This is a genomic window from Psychroserpens sp. NJDZ02, assembly GCF_004843725.1.
Lineage (GTDB): Bacteria > Bacteroidota > Bacteroidia > Flavobacteriales > Flavobacteriaceae > Olleya.
The window spans coordinates 3,986,562-4,007,265 of sequence record NZ_CP039451.1 but is presented as its reverse complement, the minus strand read 5'-3'; the positions used below and the strand labels follow the sequence as shown (position 1 = coordinate 4,007,265).

Here is a 20,704-nt window from a genome sequence, read left to right as displayed (position 1 = left end):
TTGAAAAACTACCTAAACGGAAGGAATATATAGTTGTTAACCCAAAAGGGTAATGGTCATAATTAGGCTAAAAATAGTATGTCTTTTTTTCATTTTATGCATCTATACCTATCAAATGTATTACATTTACTGTTATCAAAAAAACGATACATCAATTTTTGCGAGATTGATAATTAATAGCCAATATATTATTAAAATGAAAATATTTTCGAAAGAACAAATTTATGAAGGTGATGCATTAACTGCTAAAAAACAAGGTATTACATCTACGGATTTAATGGAGCGTGCAGGTATACAAATCTTTAATTGGTTGCATATGCGTATGCAAGGTGCACAAGTTCCAATCCATGTATTTTGTGGTATTGGTAATAACGGAGGAGATGGTTTGGTAGTTGCCAGACATTTGGTAACACATGGTTATAATGTTAAGACTTATATTGTAAATTATAGTACAACACGATCAAAAGACTTTTTATTGAACTATGATCGTATAAAAAATACGACTAAAGATTGGCCTGTTTTATTAAGTGAGGCTAGCGATTTTCCAGTAATGGAGGAAAAAGATATCATAGTAGATGCTATTTTAGGTATTGGTCTAAATAGAGCTATTGAAGGTTGGGTCAAGAACTTATTTTGTCACTTTAGAGACACTAAGGCGTTTGTATTATCGATAGATTTACCTTCTGGATTGAGTACTAGTGCTGCTCCAGAGGATGCGGAGTGTGTGGTCAATGCAGGATATACATTGAGTTTTCAAACCCCTAAATTAGTGTTCTTTTTACCAGAGACGGCAAAATATACAGTGCAATGGGAAGTTTTAGATATAGGTATAGATCCTGAATATTTACATGTAACACCAACTGAAGCCGAATTGATTGGTAAAAATGAAGTATTACCGTTATATAAACCAAGAGAAAAATATAGTAATAAAGGAGATTTTGGTCATGCTTTAGTCATCGGAGGAAGCTATGGAAAGATAGGTGCTGTTACTTTGGCTAGTCATGGTGCATTATCTATTGGAGCAGGAAAAGTGACCGCTTTTACGCCTAAATGTGGTTATATCCCTTTACAATCAGGTTTTCCGGAAGCAATGGTTATTACGGATACTGATGAAGAAAAAATTACCGATATTAAATTTGGTATTAAACCAGATGTTATTGCATTTGGAGTAGGCGTAGGAACGGACGTAAAAACAAGTAGTGCTTTTGAAGCGTTTTTGAAAACAAACACAGCGCCTTTAGTAATTGATGCTGATGGAATCAATATACTTTCTAAAAAGAAAGCGTTATTAAAATTATTACCAGAAAATACGGTGTTAACACCGCATCCAAAAGAGCTAGAAGGTTTAGTAGGGGAGTGGAAAGACGATTTTGATAAACTTAAAAAAACGAAAGCATTTTCAAAAAAATATAAGTGTATCGTTGTTATAAAAGGAGCGAATACAATTACGGTTTTTGAAGATAAATTATATGTTAATTCTACAGGGAATCCTGGTTTAGCAACAGCAGGAACTGGAGATGTGTTAACAGGTATGATTACTGGTTTAATAGCACAGGGTTATGAGACTTTATCGGCGACATTATTTGGAGTGTATTTACATGGTAAATCTGCCGACTTACTGATTGAGGATTTAGGATATCAAAGCTTTATTGCCAGTCATGTTATTGAAGGTATACCTTTAGCGTATTTAGATTTGTTTAAACAACCTGAGCAACCACAAGCAGAAAATGGAGATACTGAGGCGCCTAAAAGTTAAATAGTATAAAGCATAAAAAAAAGCGAACTTAATAGTTCGCTTTTTTTTATGCTTTAATTTGAAGTTTTTTAGATTCCAAAAGAACTAAAGTAGTCTTTAATTTTTGAGTAAGATGGTCTAGGGGCATCAGCATTAACAATATTTCCATTTGGATCTATTAAGATAAATCTAGGAATAGAGTTAATTTTGTAACCTGTTACAAAATCGGATTGAAAAGCTTTATCAGAAAATAATTGGATACCACTCATTTGCTTTTCAGCAATCATTTTTTTCCAACCTTCTTTAGCTAAATTAAAAGATTCTTCTTTGCTTTTTGCTCTGTAACCTCTACCATTATCTGTAGATATACTAACAAAAGCAATATTTTTACCTTCGTAATCTTTTTCTAATGCTTGCAATGAAGGGATTTCTCCAATACATGGACCACACCAAGTTGCCCAAACATCCACATATACATATTTACCTTTTAAGTCCGATAAAGATACTGTGCCACCTTTGTAGTTCTCGTAGTTGTCAAAAGTAGGAGATACTGTTCCTGCAGGTAATTCTTGTTTTAATTTAATACCACCTAAAATGTAACCCTTTAATCCCGAAAGCATTTGGGGAACTTGTTTTTTAGAATCCGCAATAAGCGTAGAGTCTATCGCTGCATTTTTATCATAAAACGCAAGCAATTCAGTTTCTAAACTTTTCATTTTGACATCTAAACCAGCTTGGTCTAAATTTTTTAAAGCTTCTGTATCAACTAAATCATTTTCAAATTTTAATTTTTCAATTAAAAAATTTGTTTTTTCTGCACCTTTTCCATTGACCACAATCGATTCTTTAAACGCTTTAGTATCTAAAGTCATTTTTAAATCCATGTCATTTGCTAAAAAAATAGTAGTCTGCTCTTTACCATCATATATTCCATAAACACCAGATTTAACTTTTAAAGTATCACTAAATGTTCCATCTACATTAACTTTAATAGTCTTTTTAAAGTCTCTACCTTGGTAAACAAATAAAGAATCACTGTTTTTGTTTTCTATCTTACCAGAAAACGTAGCGTAATCTTTTGGCTTAACTTCTTCTTTTTTACAAGCAACAATGGATAATGCTGCTAAACAAACTAATAGTTTTTTCATTATTATGGTTTTAATTTCATTCAAAAATATATAGAATTATTAGGGATATAAAGTTTTTTTTTAATTATTAACAATTCCTTGCATATTATTATAGTATTGATGACTTTTGAATAGTTAAAATAAGACAATGAATACAACCCACATTATATCTTCAACGCCATTAGATTTGGCTACTATACAATCGATAATTTTAGAACAGAAAACACTAAAGTTATCGGAGCAATCTATAACAAAAATAGAAGACTGTAGGGCGTATTTAGATAAGAAAATGACTTCTGTATCTAGACCTATTTATGGCATAAATACGGGTTTTGGATCTTTATATAATGTTAAGATTAGTACTGAAAACTTAACAAAACTTCAAGAAAATCTTATGATGTCTCATGCTTGTGGGACTGGGGATTTAGTGCCAGAATCGATTGTTAAATTAATGTTGTTATTAAAAATACAAGCATTAAGTTATGGACACTCAGGCGTGCAATTACAGACCGTTACACGTTTAATTGATTTTTATAATAATGACGTTTTACCTTTAGTATATACGCAAGGTTCTTTGGGGGCTTCTGGAGATTTGGCGCCTTTAGCACATATGTCACTGCCGTTAATAGGTAAAGGGAAAGTGAATTTTAAAGGTCAAGTTGTGGAGTCGGATGTGGTTTTGAAGCATTTTGATTGGCAGCCAATTACATTATTATCTAAGGAAGGATTGGCTTTATTAAATGGAACACAATTTATGAGTGCCTATGGGACATCTTTATTGTTAAAATCTTATAAATTATCTTATTTAGCTGATTTAATTGGAAGTGTATCTATAGATGCTTTTGATGGTCGAATCGAACCTTTTAATGAACTAATACATTTAGTTAGACCACATAATGGGCAATTAAAAACAGCAGAGCGCGTTCGTGATTTTTTAGAAGGTAGCGAAATAATTACTCAAGAAAAGCAACATGTACAAGATCCATACAGTTTTAGGTGTATACCTCAAGTGCATGGGGCTACTAAGGATACTTTAGCTTTTGTTGAGAAAACGTTTACTACAGAAATTAATTCGGTTACCGATAATCCTAATATTTTTGCTAAGGATGATGAGATTATTTCTGGTGGAAATTTTCATGGTCAACCCTTGGCATTAGCTTTAGATTATTTGAAAATCGCTATGGCGGAATTAGGTAATATATCAGAAAGACGTGTGTTTCAATTAGTATCAGGACTTAGGGGGTTGCCAGCTTTTCTAGTTGATAATCCTGGCTTAAATTCTGGTTTTATGATTCCGCAATACACCGCAGCAAGTATTGTTAGTGCTAATAAACAATTAGCAACTCCTGCGTCGGTTGATTCTATAGTCTCTAGTAATGGTCAGGAAGATCATGTTAGTATGGGGGCTAATGCGGCAACGCAAGCTTATACTTTGATTAATAATGTGGAGCGCATATTGGCTATCGAATTGTTTAACGCTTCTCAAGCATTAGCATTTAGAGCGCCTTTAAAATCTAGTGATTTTGTAGAGCAATTTTTGTCTACTTATCGCGAGGTTGTTCCTTTTATTAATGAGGACGAGATTTTACATAATAGTATTCAAGCCTCAATAGATTTTATTAATACACTGGGTATTGATAGTGATGAGTTGTTTTAAATCTATTTTTTTGAGGATAATTATGAAAAGAGATGTTAGTGCTTTATTGTTATTTTGTATGACAATGAGGTGTAAGTCTTATTATAGCTTATGATTAGAATTTTCTTTGATAAGTTTTAAAGCCCAAGTTTTGGCTTCTTCTATATCTGTGAAAATTTCAAAAGGTTTGTTTAAAAATAAGCGTTCAATTTCTGCATTTCTTCCAGATTGCGTTTGAGATACCACAGCAAAGCCTTGTAAAGTTTTTACTTGAGAAACATCCTTGTATACGATTGTGTCTACAGAATAGGAGTGTATTCGGTTAGTAATATAAACAAATGGCATACCTTTAAAAGCCAGAGAAGCAAAATATATTATAGCATCTGATAGTGCTTTGTTAAGAGTTACACCTTCGTCTATTTCTGCAATAAGTATATTGCCAGAAATCAAAAGGGTGCAAAAGGATAGTTTAGTTTTTGTATACATTTTTGACAAATTAAAAAAGCTTCACTTAAGTTAGTGAAGCTTTTTTGGATTTGCAAATATATCTCTAATTTTAAGATTCAGCAGGTTTTTCTGCTTTTTCTATTTCAATAGTTATTTCATCAGTTTTTGTATCTAAATCCATGACTATTTTATCACCTTCTTGTAATTTTGCTGTGATAATTTCTTCAGCTAAAGCGTCTTCAACATACTTTTGAATAGCACGTTTTAAAGGACGTGCTCCGTATTGTTTATCAAATCCTTTCTCTGCAATAAAATCTTTAGCAGCTTCTGTTAGTTTAAGTTTGTAACCTAAACCATCAATACGCTTTAAAAGTTTGTCTAACTCGATATCAATAATTTTGTTAATGTCTTCTTTTTCAAGTGCATTAAATACAACGACATCATCAATTCTATTTAGAAATTCTGGAGCAAATGACTTTTTAAGCGCGTTTTCAATAATGCTTTTAGCATTGGCATCTTCTTGAGATTTTTGAGAGGCTGTTCCGAATCCAATTCCAGTACCAAAATCTTTTAATTTTCTAGCCCCAATATTGGAAGTCATTATAATAATAGTATTTCTAAAATCGATTTTACGACCTAAACTATCCGTTAAATAACCATCATCTAATACTTGAAGTAGCATGTTAAATACATCAGGATGCGCTTTTTCAATTTCATCTAAAAGAATTACAGCGTAAGGTTTACGACGGACTTTTTCTGTTAATTGTCCTCCTTCTTCGTAGCCTACGTATCCTGGAGGTGCACCTACTAATCTTGAAATAGCAAATTTCTCCATGTATTCACTCATGTCAATTCTGATCATCGCTTCTTCGCTATCAAATAATTGATTTGATAACACTTTGGCTAGCTGTGTTTTACCGACACCTGTTTGACCTAAAAAGATAAATGACCCAATTGGTTTATTAGGATCTTTAAGTCCAGCACGGTTACGTTGAATAGCTTTTACTACTTTAGCAACAGCTTCATCTTGACCAATTACTTTTCCTTTTATAAGATTAGGTAATTCTGCTAATTTATTGCTTTCTTTTTGAGCAATACGATTTACAGGTATTCCCGTCATCATACTAACGACATCAGCAACGTTATCCTCACTAACAATTTCTTTATGTTGTTTGGTGTCTTCTTCCCATTTTTCTTGGGCGATATCTAATTCTTTTTCTAAACGCTTTTCATCATCACGTAAACGTGCAGCCTCTTCATATTTTTGCTTTTTAACTACAGAATTTTTAGTTTCTCTAACGTCTTCTAGCTTTTTCTCTAACTCTATGATTTGTTTTGGGACACTAATATTAGTAATATGTACTCTAGAACCAGCTTCATCTAAAGCATCAATAGCTTTGTCCGGAAGAAAACGTTCTGTCATATAACGATTAGTTAATTTTACACAAGCTTCAATCGCTTCATCTGTATACACAACATTATGGTGCTCTTCGTATTTTCCTTTAATATTATTAAGGATTTCAATAGTTTCATCTACACTTGTTGGTTCTACAATAACCTTCTGGAAACGTCTTTCTAAAGCGCCATCCTTTTCTATGTATTGTCTATATTCATCTAGTGTAGTTGCTCCAATACATTGGATTTCTCCTCGTGCTAAGGCAGGTTTAAACATATTAGACGCGTCTAAACTTCCTGTTGCTCCTCCAGCACCAACAATAGTATGGATTTCATCTATAAAAAGAATCACATCGTCATTCTTTTCAAGCTCATTCATAACGGCTTTCATGCGTTCCTCAAACTGTCCTCTGTATTTTGTACCGGCCACTAAACTTGCTAAATCTAAAGTTACCACGCGTTTATTAAATAATATGCGCGATACTTTTTTGCTTACAATTCTGTTGGCTAGTCCTTCAGCGATTGCAGATTTACCAACACCAGGTTCTCCAATTAGTAATGGATTGTTCTTTTTACGACGAGATAAAATTTGAGACACACGCTCAATTTCTTTTTCTCGTCCTACCACTGGATCTAGTTTTCCTTCTTCAGCCATAGCTGTCAAATCGCGTCCAAAATTATCTAAAACTGGTGTTTTAGATTTTTTGTTTCCTTTGGCGCCTCCAGGCGTATTAAATATGTCTTTAGAACTAGAGTCGTCAGAAGATGGGTCATCTTGAAATGACTCAGCTTTTGGTGCTCCAGTTATATCTTCGAAGTTATCGTCGTTTGTTATCATAGACTTAAATTGTTCTTTAACGTTATCATAATCTACTTTAAGCTTATTTAAAAGCTTTGTTGTAGGGTCATTTTCGTTTCTAAGTATACATAATAATAGGTGTGCGGTATTAATTGATGTACTCTGAAACAGTTTAGCTTCTAGAAAAGTTGTTTTTAGCGCACGTTCCGCTTGACGTGTTAAGTGCAAATTTTTCTTTTCGTTAGAAGTAATTGTGGTATTAGGATTGGCAGGACTTAGTATTTCAACCTTTCGCCTTAAATGATTTAAATCAATGTCCAACGCATTTAAAATATTAATTGCTTTTCCGTTCCCGTCTCTTAATAAACCAAGCATTAAGTGTTCCGTGCCTATAAAGTCATGTCCTAAGCGTAATGCTTCTTCCTTACTATAGGCAATGACGTCTTTTACTCTTGGTGAAAAATTATCATCCATATATTTGTTCCTTTCAGCTTTAAAAATAGTAAACATTATTAATAATGGCAAAAACTATACCTTAAATAATATGTTAATTGTTTAAAGCTTGAAAGTACATATTTTTTCAAAATAAACCACTATCGAGTTGTTAACTAAAAAAGAGAATTAAATTGTTAATAAAAAACATCAAAAAATAGAGGTAAAAGGCGTACCGTTACTAATGAAAGTTTTATATTAGCGTGTTTTGAAATAATGAATAAAACTAATTAAATTTATATATGGCAGAAGGAGAGAAGGTCATTCCGATTAATATTGAAGATGAAATGAAATCGGCTTACATTGATTATTCAATGTCAGTCATTGTGTCACGTGCATTACCAGACGTTAGGGACGGGTTAAAACCAGTACATAGACGTGTGTTATTTGGAATGCATGAACTGGGTGTTAGAGCAACTGGAGCACATAAAAAGTCGGCAAGAATAGTTGGGGAAGTTTTAGGAAAGTATCACCCACACGGTGATACATCAGTTTACGATGCAATGGTACGTATGGCTCAAGAGTGGAGTTTACGTTACATGTTAGTAGACGGTCAAGGTAACTTTGGGTCTGTAGATGGAGATAGTCCAGCTGCAATGCGTTATACAGAAGCACGTATGCGTAAGATCTCGGAAGACATGTTGGCAGATATTGATAAAGAAACAGTAGATCATAAATTAAACTTTGATGATACTTTAGAAGAACCAACGGTTTTACCAACGCGCATACCTGGTCTTTTAGTTAATGGTGCGTCAGGTATTGCGGTAGGTATGGCAACAAATATGCCGCCACACAATTTAACGGAAGTTGTAGATGGTACTATTGCTTATATTGAAAACAATGATATTGAAATAGACGAGTTAATTACACATATTAAAGCACCAGATTTTCCTACAGGAGGAACAATATATGGTTATGACGGTGTAAAAGAAGCTTTTCATACAGGTAGAGGACGTATTGTAATGCGTGCCAAAGCTATTATTGAAGAAGTACAAGGACGTGAATGTGTTATTGTAACTGAGATTCCGTATCAAGTCAATAAGGCAGACATGATTAAAAAGACTGCTGACTTAGTTAATGATAAAAAGCTGGAAGGTATTTCTACTATTAGAGATGAATCTGATAGAAATGGAATGCGTATTGTATACATCTTAAAACGTGATGCTATACCAAACATTGTACTTAATAAGCTGTATAAGTATACGGCCTTACAATCGTCATTTAGTGTTAATAATATTGCGTTAGTTAATGGTAGACCACAATTATTGAATCTAAAAGAATTGATTCATTATTTTGTTGAGCATAGACATGATGTGGTGGTTAGACGTACAACTTACGAATTGCGTAAAGCTGAAGAAAGAGCACATATCTTAGAAGGTTTAATTATAGCGTCTGATAATATAGACGAAGTTATTGCTATTATTAGAGCTTCCAATAATGCAGATGAAGCTAGAGCTAACTTGATTAAACGTTTTGAGCTTTCAGAAATACAAGCCAAAGCAATTGTAGAAATGCGTCTTCGCCAATTAACAGGTTTAGAGCAGGACAAGTTGCGTGCGGAGTATGAAGAGATTATGAAAACGATTATAGACCTGAAAGACATTCTTGCAAACAAAGAGAGAAGAATGACTATTATTAAGGACGAGTTACAAGTTGTTAAAGATAAGTATGGTGATGAGCGTCGTTCTGTAATTGAATATGCCGGTGGAGATTTAAGCATCGAAGATATGATTCCTGACGCACAAGTAGTGATTACTATTTCTCATGCAGGTTATATTAAACGTACGTCTTTAACAGAATATAAAACACAAAACAGAGGAGGCGTTGGTCAAAAAGCGTCAACGACTAGAAATGAAGATTTCTTAGAGCATTTATTTGTGGGTACTAATCACCAGTATATGTTATTCTTTACTCAAAAAGGAAAATGTTTCTGGATGCGTGTTTATGAAATTCCTGAAGGAAGTAAAACGTCTAAAGGTAGAGCAATCCAGAACCTTATAAATATTGAGCAAGATGATAAAGTAATGGCATTTATTTGTACTCAAGATTTAAAAGACGAGGCGTATATCAATAGTCATTATGTGATTATGGCAACTAAAAAAGGTCAAGTTAAAAAGACTTCTTTAGAGCAATATTCTAGACCAAGAACTAATGGTATTAATGCCATTACTATTAAGGATGATGATGAATTACTAGAAGCTAAATTAACGACTGGTAATAGTCAAATTATGATTGCACTTAAATCTGGTAAAGCTATTAGATTTGAAGAAGCTAAAACTAGACCAATGGGACGAAATGCTTCTGGAGTTAGAGGTATTACTTTATCGCATCCAAAAGATGAAGCTATTGGTATGGTGATTGTTGAAAATCCACAGGAGGAAACAGTACTTGTAGTGTCTGAAAACGGGTATGGTAAACGTACTTATATTGACGATCCAGAAGATGGAGAAGCAGTTTACAGAATAACAAACAGAGGAGGGAAAGGAGTTAAAACAATTTCGATTTCCGAAAAAACAGGAGATTTAGTGTCTATTAAAACGGTAACAGATACTGATGATTTAATGATAATTAACAAATCGGGTATAGCGATTAGAATGGCGGTAGAAAGTCTACGTACCATGGGAAGAGCAACTCAAGGAGTTAAATTAATTAACCTAAAAGGAAAAGACTCAATAGCGGCAGTTGCTAAAGTAATGAAAGATGAGGATGAGGAGCTTGATGAAACTCTTGATGCGCTTGAAAACACTACAGATACAGAAGCTGGCACAACTATTGATATTACAGAAGAAGAATAAATAACAATAAATTAAAATAACTAATAATGAAAAAACAATTAATTCTTGCGATAGCATTACTTGTATCTGTAGGCTCTTTTGCACAGAAAAAAGAAATTAAAGCTTTAGAAAAAGCGGTAAAAAATAATAATTATGCTGAAGCGAAAACTTTAGTAAGTCAATTAGAGTCTATGGAAGGTTCCATGGATGATAAATTAAAAGATAAATATTACCTAGCATCTGCTAGTGCTTACTTTGCAAATGGCGCTGCGTCTTATGAGGATATATCTAAGGCAGTTGAAACACTTGAAAAATTATCAGGTAATTCTGTTGCAGGTGAAAACTTAAAGCAAACTATTGAAAACGGTTTGCTAACTAAAGCAAATGATTCTTACACTAGTAAGGATTTTAGCAACGCAGCTATAGGTTTTGAAAACTTGTATAATGTTAATAAAACTGACCCGTCTTATTTATATTACGCAGCTGTTAGTGCTTTAACTGCTCAGGATATGGATCAAGCATTAAAATATTATTTAATGTTGGATGATTTAAACTACACGGGAGTTGAAACAGAATATTTTGCAACAAACTTAGAAGGAAAAGAAGAAGTTTTAGATAAGAATGTTAGAGATAATTATGTGAGATTAAAAACACATACTAATCCAGGAGAAAGATTAACTGAATCTAGAGAGGGTGAAATCACTAAAAATATTGTAATTATTTATACAAACAAAGGTGAGACTGAAAAGGCTTTGGCAGCAATGAAAAAAGCTAGAGATGCTAATCCAAACGATTCTAATTTATTAGTTACTGAAGCAAACCTTCAATATAAATTAGGAAATACAGCAAAATATGAAGAGTTAATTAGTCAGGCATTAACAAATGATCCTAATAACTCAGAGTTGCTTTATAATTTGGCTGTATTAGCAAACGATTCTGGTAATTCAGAAAAGGCTAAAACTTATTATTCTAAATCTTTAGAGTTAGATCCAACTAATGTGAATACACTAACTAATTTAGCTGTATTGATTTTGGCTGACGAACAGTCAATAATTGATCAAATGAATAATTTAGGTACTTCTGCTGCGGATAACAGAAAATATGACGAGCTTAAAGAAAAAAGATTGGCTTTATATAACGAAGCAATTCCTTACTTAGAGAAAGTTGTAGATATAGCTCCTGATAATAAAATTATTGATACTTTAGTTAGTATTTATGGTGCTGTTGGTCAAGATGCAAAAGCAAAAGCAATTAAAGAAAAAAAGATTTAAGTTATAATTTATAGCAAATTTTTTAGAAATAAAAACCTTCAGAAATGAAGGTTTTTTTTGTGCTCTAATTAGATGGTTTTATTAGATAAAATTAGAGTTTAGCTAGTGATGTTAAGAAGTCGTATTGGACTAGTTGTTAATTATATAATTTATAGAAAACAGTTACACGTTTAGTTTAAGAGTTAAATGTTACTAATGCAATAGATGATATTGCAAAAGTTGAAGTAATAAAGAGTTGAATACTCTAGCACGTTGTTGTATGATAATAAAAAAGCCTTCATTTCTGAAGGCTTTTTTAATTTACTATATAATCTTTTTAATGACTCGCAGTTTGTGCGTATGCATGCGCTTGTCGGCATTATATATACCAGTATGATCTAATCTATCAATTCTGACTTGGCCATGCGCATGGATCACATAGTTATCTTGCATAATAATTCCAACGTGTATAATGTGACCTTCGTTATTATCAAAAAAGGCTAAATCACCAGGCTCACTTTCCTCTATAAAACTTAAAGCTTCTCCTTGAGTTGCTTGTTGAGAAGCATCACGTAATAGTTTATAACCATTAAGTTTGTAAACCATTTGAGTAAAACCGCTACAATCAATTCCAAACGGTGTTTTGCCACCCCATAAATATGGTGTGTTTAGGTATTGAAATGCAGTTGTAATTATTTCTTCTTTTAAATTTTTCTTATTGCAAAAGTCGCCTTCAAAAGTATGTTGCAATAATTCTAAACCATTTAATTGAGAGCCTAAAACAATAGTATTTAACTGCTTGTTTTGATCCTGAATAAATTCAACTAAATCAGTTGACAATTTAAGAGGTTGACTGGTTATTAAATGGTATTGTTCTTCTGTAATTTCAATATATTGTTTATTGTCGACCCAGCCTTCGTATTTATCAAAAGCTAGTCTTATTTTACTCCATTGCTTGCGCTGTTCTAAAACTTTAAATGTTTCTCCATAAATAACCTGCGAGACTAACTCGCTTGTATCAGAGGTTTCAAGTCTTAAAGGGACAATACTTAAATTACAGATTCCGAATTGCATTAGGTCTTTTTAGTGACGTTCTATAATTACAGCAGAGGCACCACCACCACCATTACAAATGGCTGCAGCTCCTGTTTTAGCATTATTCTGTTCTAACACATTTAATAAGGTGATTAATATTCTAACACCAGAACATCCTAATGGATGACCTAAAGAAACAGCACCACCATTTACATTAACGTTAGAATCATTTAAACCTAATATTTTCATGTTAGCTAATCCAACAACAGCAAAAGCTTCGTTAAATTCAAAAAAGTCAATATCGTCAATCGACATACCAGCCTTTTTTATTGCTTTTGGTAACGCTTTAGAAGGTGCAGTTGTAAACCATTTAGGTTCGTGCGCAGCATCAGCATAACTTTTTATAGTGGCAAGAGGTTTTAAACCTAATTCTTTAGCTTTATCAGCACTCATTAGTACCATTGCACCCGCACCATCATTGATCGTTGATGCATTGGCAGCGGTTACAGTACCGTCTTTTGAAAAAGCAGGACGTAAAGCTGGTATTTTTTCCATTTTTACGTTTGTAAACTCTTCATCTTTACTAACTATTATAGGTTCTCCTCTTCTTTGTGGTACTTCAACAGGAACAATTTCATTATCAAATTTACCCGCTTCCCACGCAGCTGAAGATCTATTATAACTTTGGATAGCATAAGCATCTTGGTCTTCTCTAGAGAAGCTGTATTCTGTAGCACAAGCATCAGCACAAACTCCCATAGCATTTTGGTCGTAAGCATCCACTAAGCCATCTTTTTGCATACCATCAATTAAGGTACCTGGTCCAAATTTAGTTCCAGTTCTAGCGTATAAATAATGAGGGATCATACTCATGTTTTCCATTCCACCAGCAACAATTATGTCAGCATCACCTAAAGCAATACTTTGTGCAGCTTGCATAACGGTTTTCATACCAGAAGCACATACTTTATTTATAGTGGTACATGGCACAGTATTAGGTATTCCAGCGTATATAGCAGCTTGTCTAGCAGGGGCTTGACCAGTACCTGCTTGTACAACATTACCCATTAATACTTCTTGTACTAATTCTGGATTTAAATTTATTTTATCTAAAGCTCCTTTTATAGCAATAGCTCCTAACTTTGTAGCAGGAACAGTACTTAAAGCACCTAAAAAACTACCAATTGGTGTTCTAGCTGCAGAAACAATAACAACTTCTTTGCTCATAATATCTATAATTTAGTAAAGCACGAAATTACTAATTTTTTTAGAAAATTTTACTGTAATCTTAATATTATAGGTTAATTGTAGTATTATAAATTGTTACATTTGAAAAACACGAGTTTTAAGCATGAAAGATTATATTAATACGATTTATAAAAATCATTCCCAATTTTACAAAATATTACTATTTGTAGTTACTACTTTTTTAATAGTTTTTATTTTTCCTAAAAGTGGACGGTTTAAATATAATTTTGAAAAAGGTAAACCTTGGCAGACAGAAAATCTTTATGCGCCATTTAATTTTGCTATACAAAAATCCAATGCCGAAATATTAAATGAAAAAGCTATAATAGCTTCTCAAACCTCTTACTTTTTCAACAGTCAACCAAAAGTTAAAGAGAAGGTTAAACATGATTTTGAAGCGTCTTTTAATAAAGTTTTTAGCGACACTTTGAGAAGTTATAAAAAATTAAAGAACAAAGGGGGAGCTATATTAAAAGGGTTTTATCAATATGGTATTTTAAGTGAAGATGTCAGTTTAAAGGGAGATGATAAAGTTGTACTTCTTGTAGATAATGTTGAAAAACGAACAACTCAGTATTCTAAAATTCAGAAGATAGGGACTATAAAAAAACAAGTTGAGAATGAGCTAAAAAGTACAACTCTAGAAAGGTATTCTAATAAGCTTACAGCACTTTTTTTTGATATCATACAGGCGGATTTAACTTATAACAGCGCATTATCTGAAAATGTACTAAAGGAAGCTTTAGATAAAATTTCTAAACATAGAGGTGTTATTGATAAAGGTACATTAATTATTTCTAAAGGGGAAGTTGTAAACGATTCTAAATATCAAATTTTAAGTTCCTTGTCAAAGGAGTATGAATCGCAGGTATGGAGTAAATCTAATTATAACTGGATAATTTTTGCATATACTTTGTTGGTAGCCTTGGCTCTTTTAATGCTATTACTATTTATTAGAAAATACAGATTGGATATCTATAAAAATAATACAAAAGTGACCTTTGTGTTTTTCAATGTGCTAATTATGGTATTATTGACAACATTAGTGGTTGATTATAATCCTGAATATGTTTATTTGGTGCCAATAACAATTCTTCCTTTAGTGTTAAAAGCTTTTTTTGATGCGAGACTAGGTTTGTTTACCCATGTAATTACAGTGCTTTTGTTAGGTTCCATTGTTCCTAATAGTTACGAGTATATGTTTCTTCAAATTATAGCAGGTATTGTTACTATTTTAACGGTTTCTGAACTATACAAGCGTGCCAATTTATTTATTTCTGTAGGACAAATTACGTTAGTGTATATCATCGCTTATTTTGCGTTTTTTGTTATTCATGAGGCTAATATTGATAATTTGAAATGGGAAACATTTGGTCTCTTTGTTTTATGTGGATTGGCAACATTATTTGTGCAACCTTTAATATATGTTTATGAGAAACTATTTGGATTAGTATCTGATGTATCGTTATTAGAATTGTCTGATACCAATTCTAAATTATTAAAAGAATTATCTAATAAAGCACCAGGTACTTTTCATCATTCTTTAAACGTCGCTAATTTAGCAGAAGCTTCAGCTAATGAAATTAATGCCAATGCGATGTTAGTTAGGGTAGGAGCTTTGTATCACGATATAGGTAAAATGAAGTCACCAATCTTTTTTACAGAAAATCAATCATCTGGTATTAATAGGCATGACGAATTATCTCCAAAGGAAAGTGCTAAGATTATTATAAATCATGTTATTGATGGTATAGAGGTTGCTAAAAAGTATAATTTACCAGATCGCGTTATAGATTTTATAAGAACTCACCATGGCACAAGTCAAGTGTATTATTTTTACATGAAAGAAAAAGCGAATAATGAGGACGCAGACATAAATGATTTTACATATCCAGGTCCAAAACCATTTAGTAAAGAAACTGCAATCTTAATGATGTGCGATAGTGTAGAAGCAGCTTCTAAAAGTTTAAAGGAGCCAACCTCGAGTAAAATCGATAATTTTGTGGAAAATATCATAAATAAACAGAAAGATGATGGTCAATTTTTAAATGCAGACATAACTTTCAAAGAAATTGAATCGATAAAAAAAGTGCTAAAACGCAAGCTTGCAAATATTTACCATTTGAGAATTGAATATCCAGAATAAAATTGAAAAAAAACTTTAAAAAAGGTTGTGATATTTAATAAAGTATCCTAAATTTGCACCCGCAATAACATGCTAAGTTCATTACATTATCGGAGAGGTGCCTGAGTGGCCGAAAGGAACGGTTTGCTAAATCGTCGTAGGTGTTAAAACTTACCCAGGGTTCGAATCCCTGTCTCTCCGCTATAATTTTTTAGAAATTATATTTAGATAACCAATTCGGGGTGTAGCGTAGCCCGGTTATCGCGCCACGTTTGGGACGTGGAGGCCGCAGGTTCGAATCCTGCCACCCCGACTTTTTTATTGCTACGGGCTCGTAGCTCAGCTGGATAGAGCACCTCCCTTCTAAGGAGGCGGTCACAGGTTCGAATCCTGTCGGGCTCACTTAAAGCTTCACTAGAAATAGTGAGGCTTTTTTGTTTTATATAGTTTCCTTCTGTTTTATTATACTTCACAGCCTTTTTAGAGTTATTAATACAATTTCAATATAATCTACATTTAATCAATTCACACTTTTTTAGGTGTGCTATTAGGTGTACCATTATTACCTAAGGTACACCATAAGAAAAACAAAAACTAGTAATAATTATAAACGATCTATATTTCTACAGGAATATTTATAAACCTAGATCTTTGGAGTAGTAGCAAGCAGAAAGCAATACCTCCTAATAAAGAAAGCACAAACTTAAATAACAAACTACGCCTTATTCATCAACAGATAGATAAGGCTTTTTTAATACTTTAAATTCAACCAAATGATTTTGATAGGGATGATATTTATCGAAAATATAAAGGGAAGATATTAAAACAGAAATTAAAATTCTGCTAGTTTATTTGTGCAAAACTAATCTCACCTCCAAAAAGGTACTTTACACTAGAAGCTACTGACTAACAGTGATAGCTCATGCTGAAATGTTTTGTTAACCGATAATAAAATAGTGATGACGTCGTCTTATTCGTTTTTGTACAATTTTTTAGGGAGTAAAATAGTACTGTAATAACTAATTTTATAAAGGCTATTAGCAATGCAGAGAGTCATAAAATCGCGGTAAATACAATTTCAGGAGGGAACCTCAAAATAAACGCCTCATTAAAGTCTTAACTAGTCTTAATCAATAGACCAGAAAACTTTTTTAAAATATTTAGATAATCCAATTTGTTAGTTAAAAACGTATAACCTTTAAATATTATCCTTAATAAACAATTAACAAAATTATGAAAAAAAAACAACGAATTTTTAAAAAATTAATGTACCTCCCTTTAGTTCTAACGCTATTTTCCTTAAATTTAAGAGCACAAACTCCGGTAGAGCGACATGGTCGATTACAAGTTAACGGAAATCGTATTCTTAACCAATCTGGAGAAATTACAAGTCTTGCAGGAAACAGTCTCTTTTGGAGTAACGCTGGAGATACCTCCGACTATTATAATGCAGAAACTATCGATTTTCTTGCAGAAAACTGGAATAGCTCTCTTATTAGAATAGCCATGGGTGTAAAAGAAAATTGGGATGGCGGAACAGGCTATATTGACAGTCCTGAGGCCCAAGAGACTAAAATCAGAAAAGTAATTGATGCTGCTATTGCTAATGGCATGTATGTCATAATAGATTGGCATACTCACGAAGCAGAGTTATACACCGATGAAGCTGTTGCCTTTTTTACTAGAATGGCAGATCTTTATGGAGATACACCTAATGTGATGTACGAAGTTTATAATGAACCTATAAACCAAAGTTGGCCGGTCATTAAAAACTATGCAGAGCAAGTAATTGCAGGTATACGTTCCAAAGACCCTGATAATTTAATAATCGTCGGTACTAGTAATTACTCACAAGAAGTTGATGTCGCTTCTGCAAATCCAATCATTGATAATAACGTCGCGTATACGTTACATTTTTACGCTGCTTATACACCACATGATAACTTAAGAAATGTAGCACAGACTGCTTTAGATAATAATGTTGCTTTATTTGTTACCGAGTGGGGAACTATTTTAAACACGGGACAAGGCGCTCCGGACCTTGAAAATACTAACACATGGATGTCTTTTTTAAAAGAAAGAGGTATCAGTCATGCTAACTGGTCTTTAAGTGACAAAGCATTTCCAGAAACAGGATCGGTTGTTCAAGCAGGTCAAGGTATATCGGGTTTAATTAACGATCAACTGACTACTTCAGGACAGATTGTAAAAGAGATTATCCAAAACTGGGATACAACGACCACTACAGGTCCTACAACGTCAGAATGTAACACTATAGATTGTATTAGAAATGCAATGGAAACAGCACAAGCGGGAGACGAAATTATAATTGCTTCTGGAACTTACAATTTTGAAGACAAAATAGTCGGTGCTTTTAATCGTGATGTTTACCTCTATGGTAGTGCTAACGGGAACAGTGCAAACCCTATTATACTAAGAGGAGCTAGCGCTACAAACCCGCCTGTATTTAAAGGAATAGATTACACTGATGGCTATCTTTTAAGTATTGAAGGTGATTATTGGAATATTAAAGACATAGAATTTAAAACAGGTTCTAAAGGTATTGTACTTGATAATTCTAATCATAGCACATTACAAAATCTTATTGTACATGATATCGGAGAAGAAGCGATACACTTACGTGATGGCTCAAGTAATAATGTAGTGGATGGTTGTAATATATACAGTACTGGTAGAACTCAACCTGGTTTTGGTGAAGGTTTATATGTAGGATCAGATAAAGGGCAACATGATACTTACCAAAGGGCTTGTAACGATAATACTATTCAAAACTGTGTTGTAGGCCCTAATGTAGCAGCAGAAGGTGCGGACATTAAAGAAGGCACAATGAATACCATTATAAGAAATTGTACCTTCTCTGCTGAAGGGATTTCAGGAGTAAATAGCGCAGATGCCTTTATTGATTTAAAAGGTGCCTATGGCTTTGTGTACGGAAACACGTTTAATCTTGATGACTCTGACATAATAAATACTGGAGTCGATTTTTTAGACAGAGGTACTGATTTTAATACGGGATTCAGAGATGCAATATTCAATAATACATTTAACCTTGGTGGTAGAGCTTCAGAAATTTCAACCGCTCGTAAAAAGCAAGGATCTCCTGAGCAAATTCACGTTTGGGATAATATTAGAAATCCTAGTTCTCTAGATTTTCCAATAAGTGATGGTACAGAAAGCTTTGTAACTCAATCTTGCCCCGTTTGGAATATAGAACCTTGTGTTCCTGTTGAAGGAAACAATGAAGCACCAACGGTCAGCTTTCAATCTCCTACAAGCGACATTAGTTTAGTGGAAGGTTATAATTTACAAATTGAAGTTATAGCTAATGATAATGATGGTACTATCGACAATGTAAAACTATTTATAGATAATAATTTAGTTAGGCAAATAAATGCGACGTCATATCAATGGGGACATTCTCAATCTCCAAACACAGAAGAGCTTAATGGTCTTTTAGAGGGCACTTATATTTTTAAAGCTGTCGCAACAGATAATGAGGGAGCTACTAGCGAAACGCAATTTACATTAACAGTAATAACCGAACAAAACCCGTCGGACTCTTGTAATTTTAATACCCCTTCGCAAAATGGTTTAGAAAATTTTGACAATCAACAATTTTCTAACGTTTATGTATTAGGGAGTGGTGGACCTGATTTAAGTAATTTAAGAACATTTACTATCAATTGGAGATCGGAATACAATGGCTTATATCAATTTTCAATAAACACAGATAACGGTATTCCAGATTGGTACATAAATTTAAAACCTAATATTACCTTCCAGTTTAAAAATGCAAATCCTGAACTATCTATTAGTAATAGTTTAATTCCTAATTTAGATGGCGATTACTGGGTAACATCAGATAATGGTAATTTTGTAATGGTATCCAAAACTAATAACTTTACATTATACTTTAGTAACGATACTTCTGCGCCAGCTTGCAATATGTTGCTTAGTAGCCAGCGTAATGAGGCCACTAAAATTAATGACGATTCCAATACTAATCTTAAGCTTTTTCCTAATCCTGCAATAGATGGACATGTTTTTATAAGTGCTAAAAATGAAAATCTTGTATCTGTTAAAGTTTATGATTTGCAAGGCAAACTATTACTCGATCAAAAAGCGGATAGTACATTGTTAAGATTAAATATCTCTACACTTACATCAGGAACTTATGTTATAATAATTACAGGTACAAAATCTAAAAAACATTCCCTATTTGTGAAAAAATAGTATTTATAGGACACTATTTATAATTAGATTAAAATTTAAAATGCTAAAAGCGGAATACCATTTTTTTTGGGTATTCCGCTTTTTTTATTGATAACAAGCCTTATATCGGTTCAAATAGCTCAGAATAAGAGGAACTTGCTAGAGGCTAAAAATTAAGTAAATGTATTTTCAATAAAAAAATAGAACAACGGAACTCCAAAAGGTCTTAATTTTAAATTATAAAACAATAGATAGCAACTTTGGATATAAAAGTTTACAAATTCTATACAAAACACAAGCTTAGATTTGTGTTTTGTATTTACATATTACCAATAAATACTTAGAGCTACGGTCTCTTGCTTTTAATCTTAAAACAAAAGTTGTTTTAAGTATTGTTTATTTGCAGGA

The 20,704-nt window shown here is 32.9% G+C and carries 11 protein-coding genes and 3 tRNA genes; 9 read left to right on the top strand and 5 right to left on the bottom strand.

All coding sequences use genetic code 11. The features are described 5' to 3' along the window. The first annotated feature begins 196 nt into the window (after nucleotides 1-196). On the top strand, nucleotides 197-1,756 hold the full coding sequence (locus E9099_RS17640) for an NAD(P)H-hydrate dehydratase (RefSeq protein ID WP_136584825.1): 1,560 nt from the start codon (nucleotides 197-199) through the stop codon (nucleotides 1,754-1,756). Nucleotides 1,757-1,824: 68 nt separating this feature from the next. On the opposite strand, the gene E9099_RS17635 is transcribed toward E9099_RS17640, so the two are convergent. Then, nucleotides 1,825-2,883, bottom strand: a complete 1,059-nt coding sequence (locus E9099_RS17635; RefSeq protein WP_136584824.1) for a TlpA family protein disulfide reductase — start codon at nucleotides 2,881-2,883, stop codon at nucleotides 1,825-1,827. Nucleotides 2,884-3,010: 127 nt separating this feature from the next. Here E9099_RS17635 and hutH point away from each other — a divergent pair, with 127 nt between their 5' ends. Further along, on the top strand, nucleotides 3,011-4,519 hold the full coding sequence (gene hutH / locus E9099_RS17630; protein ID WP_136584823.1) for a histidine ammonia-lyase: 1,509 nt from the start codon (nucleotides 3,011-3,013) through the stop codon (nucleotides 4,517-4,519). Between the two features lie 81 nt (nucleotides 4,520-4,600). Here the strand turns inward: hutH and E9099_RS17625 are convergent, their stop codons facing one another. Next, nucleotides 4,601-4,984 (bottom strand): hypothetical protein, encoded by a 384-nt coding sequence (locus E9099_RS17625; protein ID WP_136584822.1) that lies wholly within the window; start codon nucleotides 4,982-4,984, stop codon nucleotides 4,601-4,603. A 70-nt stretch (nucleotides 4,985-5,054) separates the two neighbouring features. Continuing rightward, on the bottom strand, nucleotides 5,055-7,613 hold the full coding sequence (locus tag E9099_RS17620) for an ATP-dependent Clp protease ATP-binding subunit (protein ID WP_136584821.1): 2,559 nt from the start codon (nucleotides 7,611-7,613) through the stop codon (nucleotides 5,055-5,057). A gap of 260 nt (nucleotides 7,614-7,873) precedes the next feature. On the opposite strand from E9099_RS17620, the gene gyrA reads away from it, so the two are divergent. Together gyrA and E9099_RS17610 are read left to right on the top strand one after the other, a co-directional pair. Next, nucleotides 7,874-10,426 (top strand): DNA gyrase subunit A, encoded by a 2,553-nt coding sequence (gene gyrA / locus E9099_RS17615; protein ID WP_136584820.1) that lies wholly within the window; start codon nucleotides 7,874-7,876, stop codon nucleotides 10,424-10,426. A gap of 26 nt (nucleotides 10,427-10,452) precedes the next feature. Beyond that, nucleotides 10,453-11,676 carry a tetratricopeptide repeat protein gene (locus tag E9099_RS17610; RefSeq protein WP_136584819.1) on the top strand — a complete coding sequence of 408 codons (1,224 nt, stop codon included), beginning with the start codon at nucleotides 10,453-10,455 and terminating at the stop codon, nucleotides 11,674-11,676. Nucleotides 11,677-11,979: 303 nt separating this feature from the next. Here E9099_RS17610 and E9099_RS17605 read toward each other — a convergent pair whose 3' ends face one another. After that, nucleotides 11,980-12,729 carry a C40 family peptidase gene (locus E9099_RS17605; RefSeq protein ID WP_136584818.1) on the bottom strand — a complete coding sequence of 250 codons (750 nt, stop codon included), beginning with the start codon at nucleotides 12,727-12,729 and terminating at the stop codon, nucleotides 11,980-11,982. A gap of 9 nt (nucleotides 12,730-12,738) precedes the next feature. Then, the gene (locus E9099_RS17600; RefSeq protein WP_136584817.1) at nucleotides 12,739-13,917 is read right to left on the bottom strand and encodes an acetyl-CoA C-acyltransferase; all 1,179 of its coding nucleotides are present in this window, start codon (nucleotides 13,915-13,917) and stop codon (nucleotides 12,739-12,741) included. Between the two features lie 124 nt (nucleotides 13,918-14,041). On the opposite strand from E9099_RS17600, the gene E9099_RS17595 reads away from it, so the two are divergent. From E9099_RS17595 to E9099_RS17575, 5 genes are all read left to right on the top strand, one after another. Then, the gene (locus tag E9099_RS17595; protein ID WP_136584816.1) at nucleotides 14,042-16,084 is read left to right on the top strand and encodes an HD family phosphohydrolase; all 2,043 of its coding nucleotides are present in this window, start codon (nucleotides 14,042-14,044) and stop codon (nucleotides 16,082-16,084) included. Nucleotides 16,085-16,175: 91 nt separating this feature from the next. Continuing rightward, nucleotides 16,176-16,264: transfer RNA gene (locus E9099_RS17590), tRNA-Ser, on the top strand. Nucleotides 16,265-16,301: 37 nt separating this feature from the next. Continuing rightward, nucleotides 16,302-16,376: transfer RNA gene (locus tag E9099_RS17585), tRNA-Pro, on the top strand. A gap of 15 nt (nucleotides 16,377-16,391) precedes the next feature. Continuing rightward, nucleotides 16,392-16,465: transfer RNA gene (locus E9099_RS17580), tRNA-Arg, on the top strand. Nucleotides 16,466-17,296: 831 nt separating this feature from the next. Then, complete coding sequence (locus tag E9099_RS17575) at nucleotides 17,297-20,317, top strand: cellulase family glycosylhydrolase (protein ID WP_136584815.1); 3,021 nt, start codon at nucleotides 17,297-17,299, stop codon at nucleotides 20,315-20,317. Nucleotides 20,318-20,704: the final 387 nt, after the last annotated feature.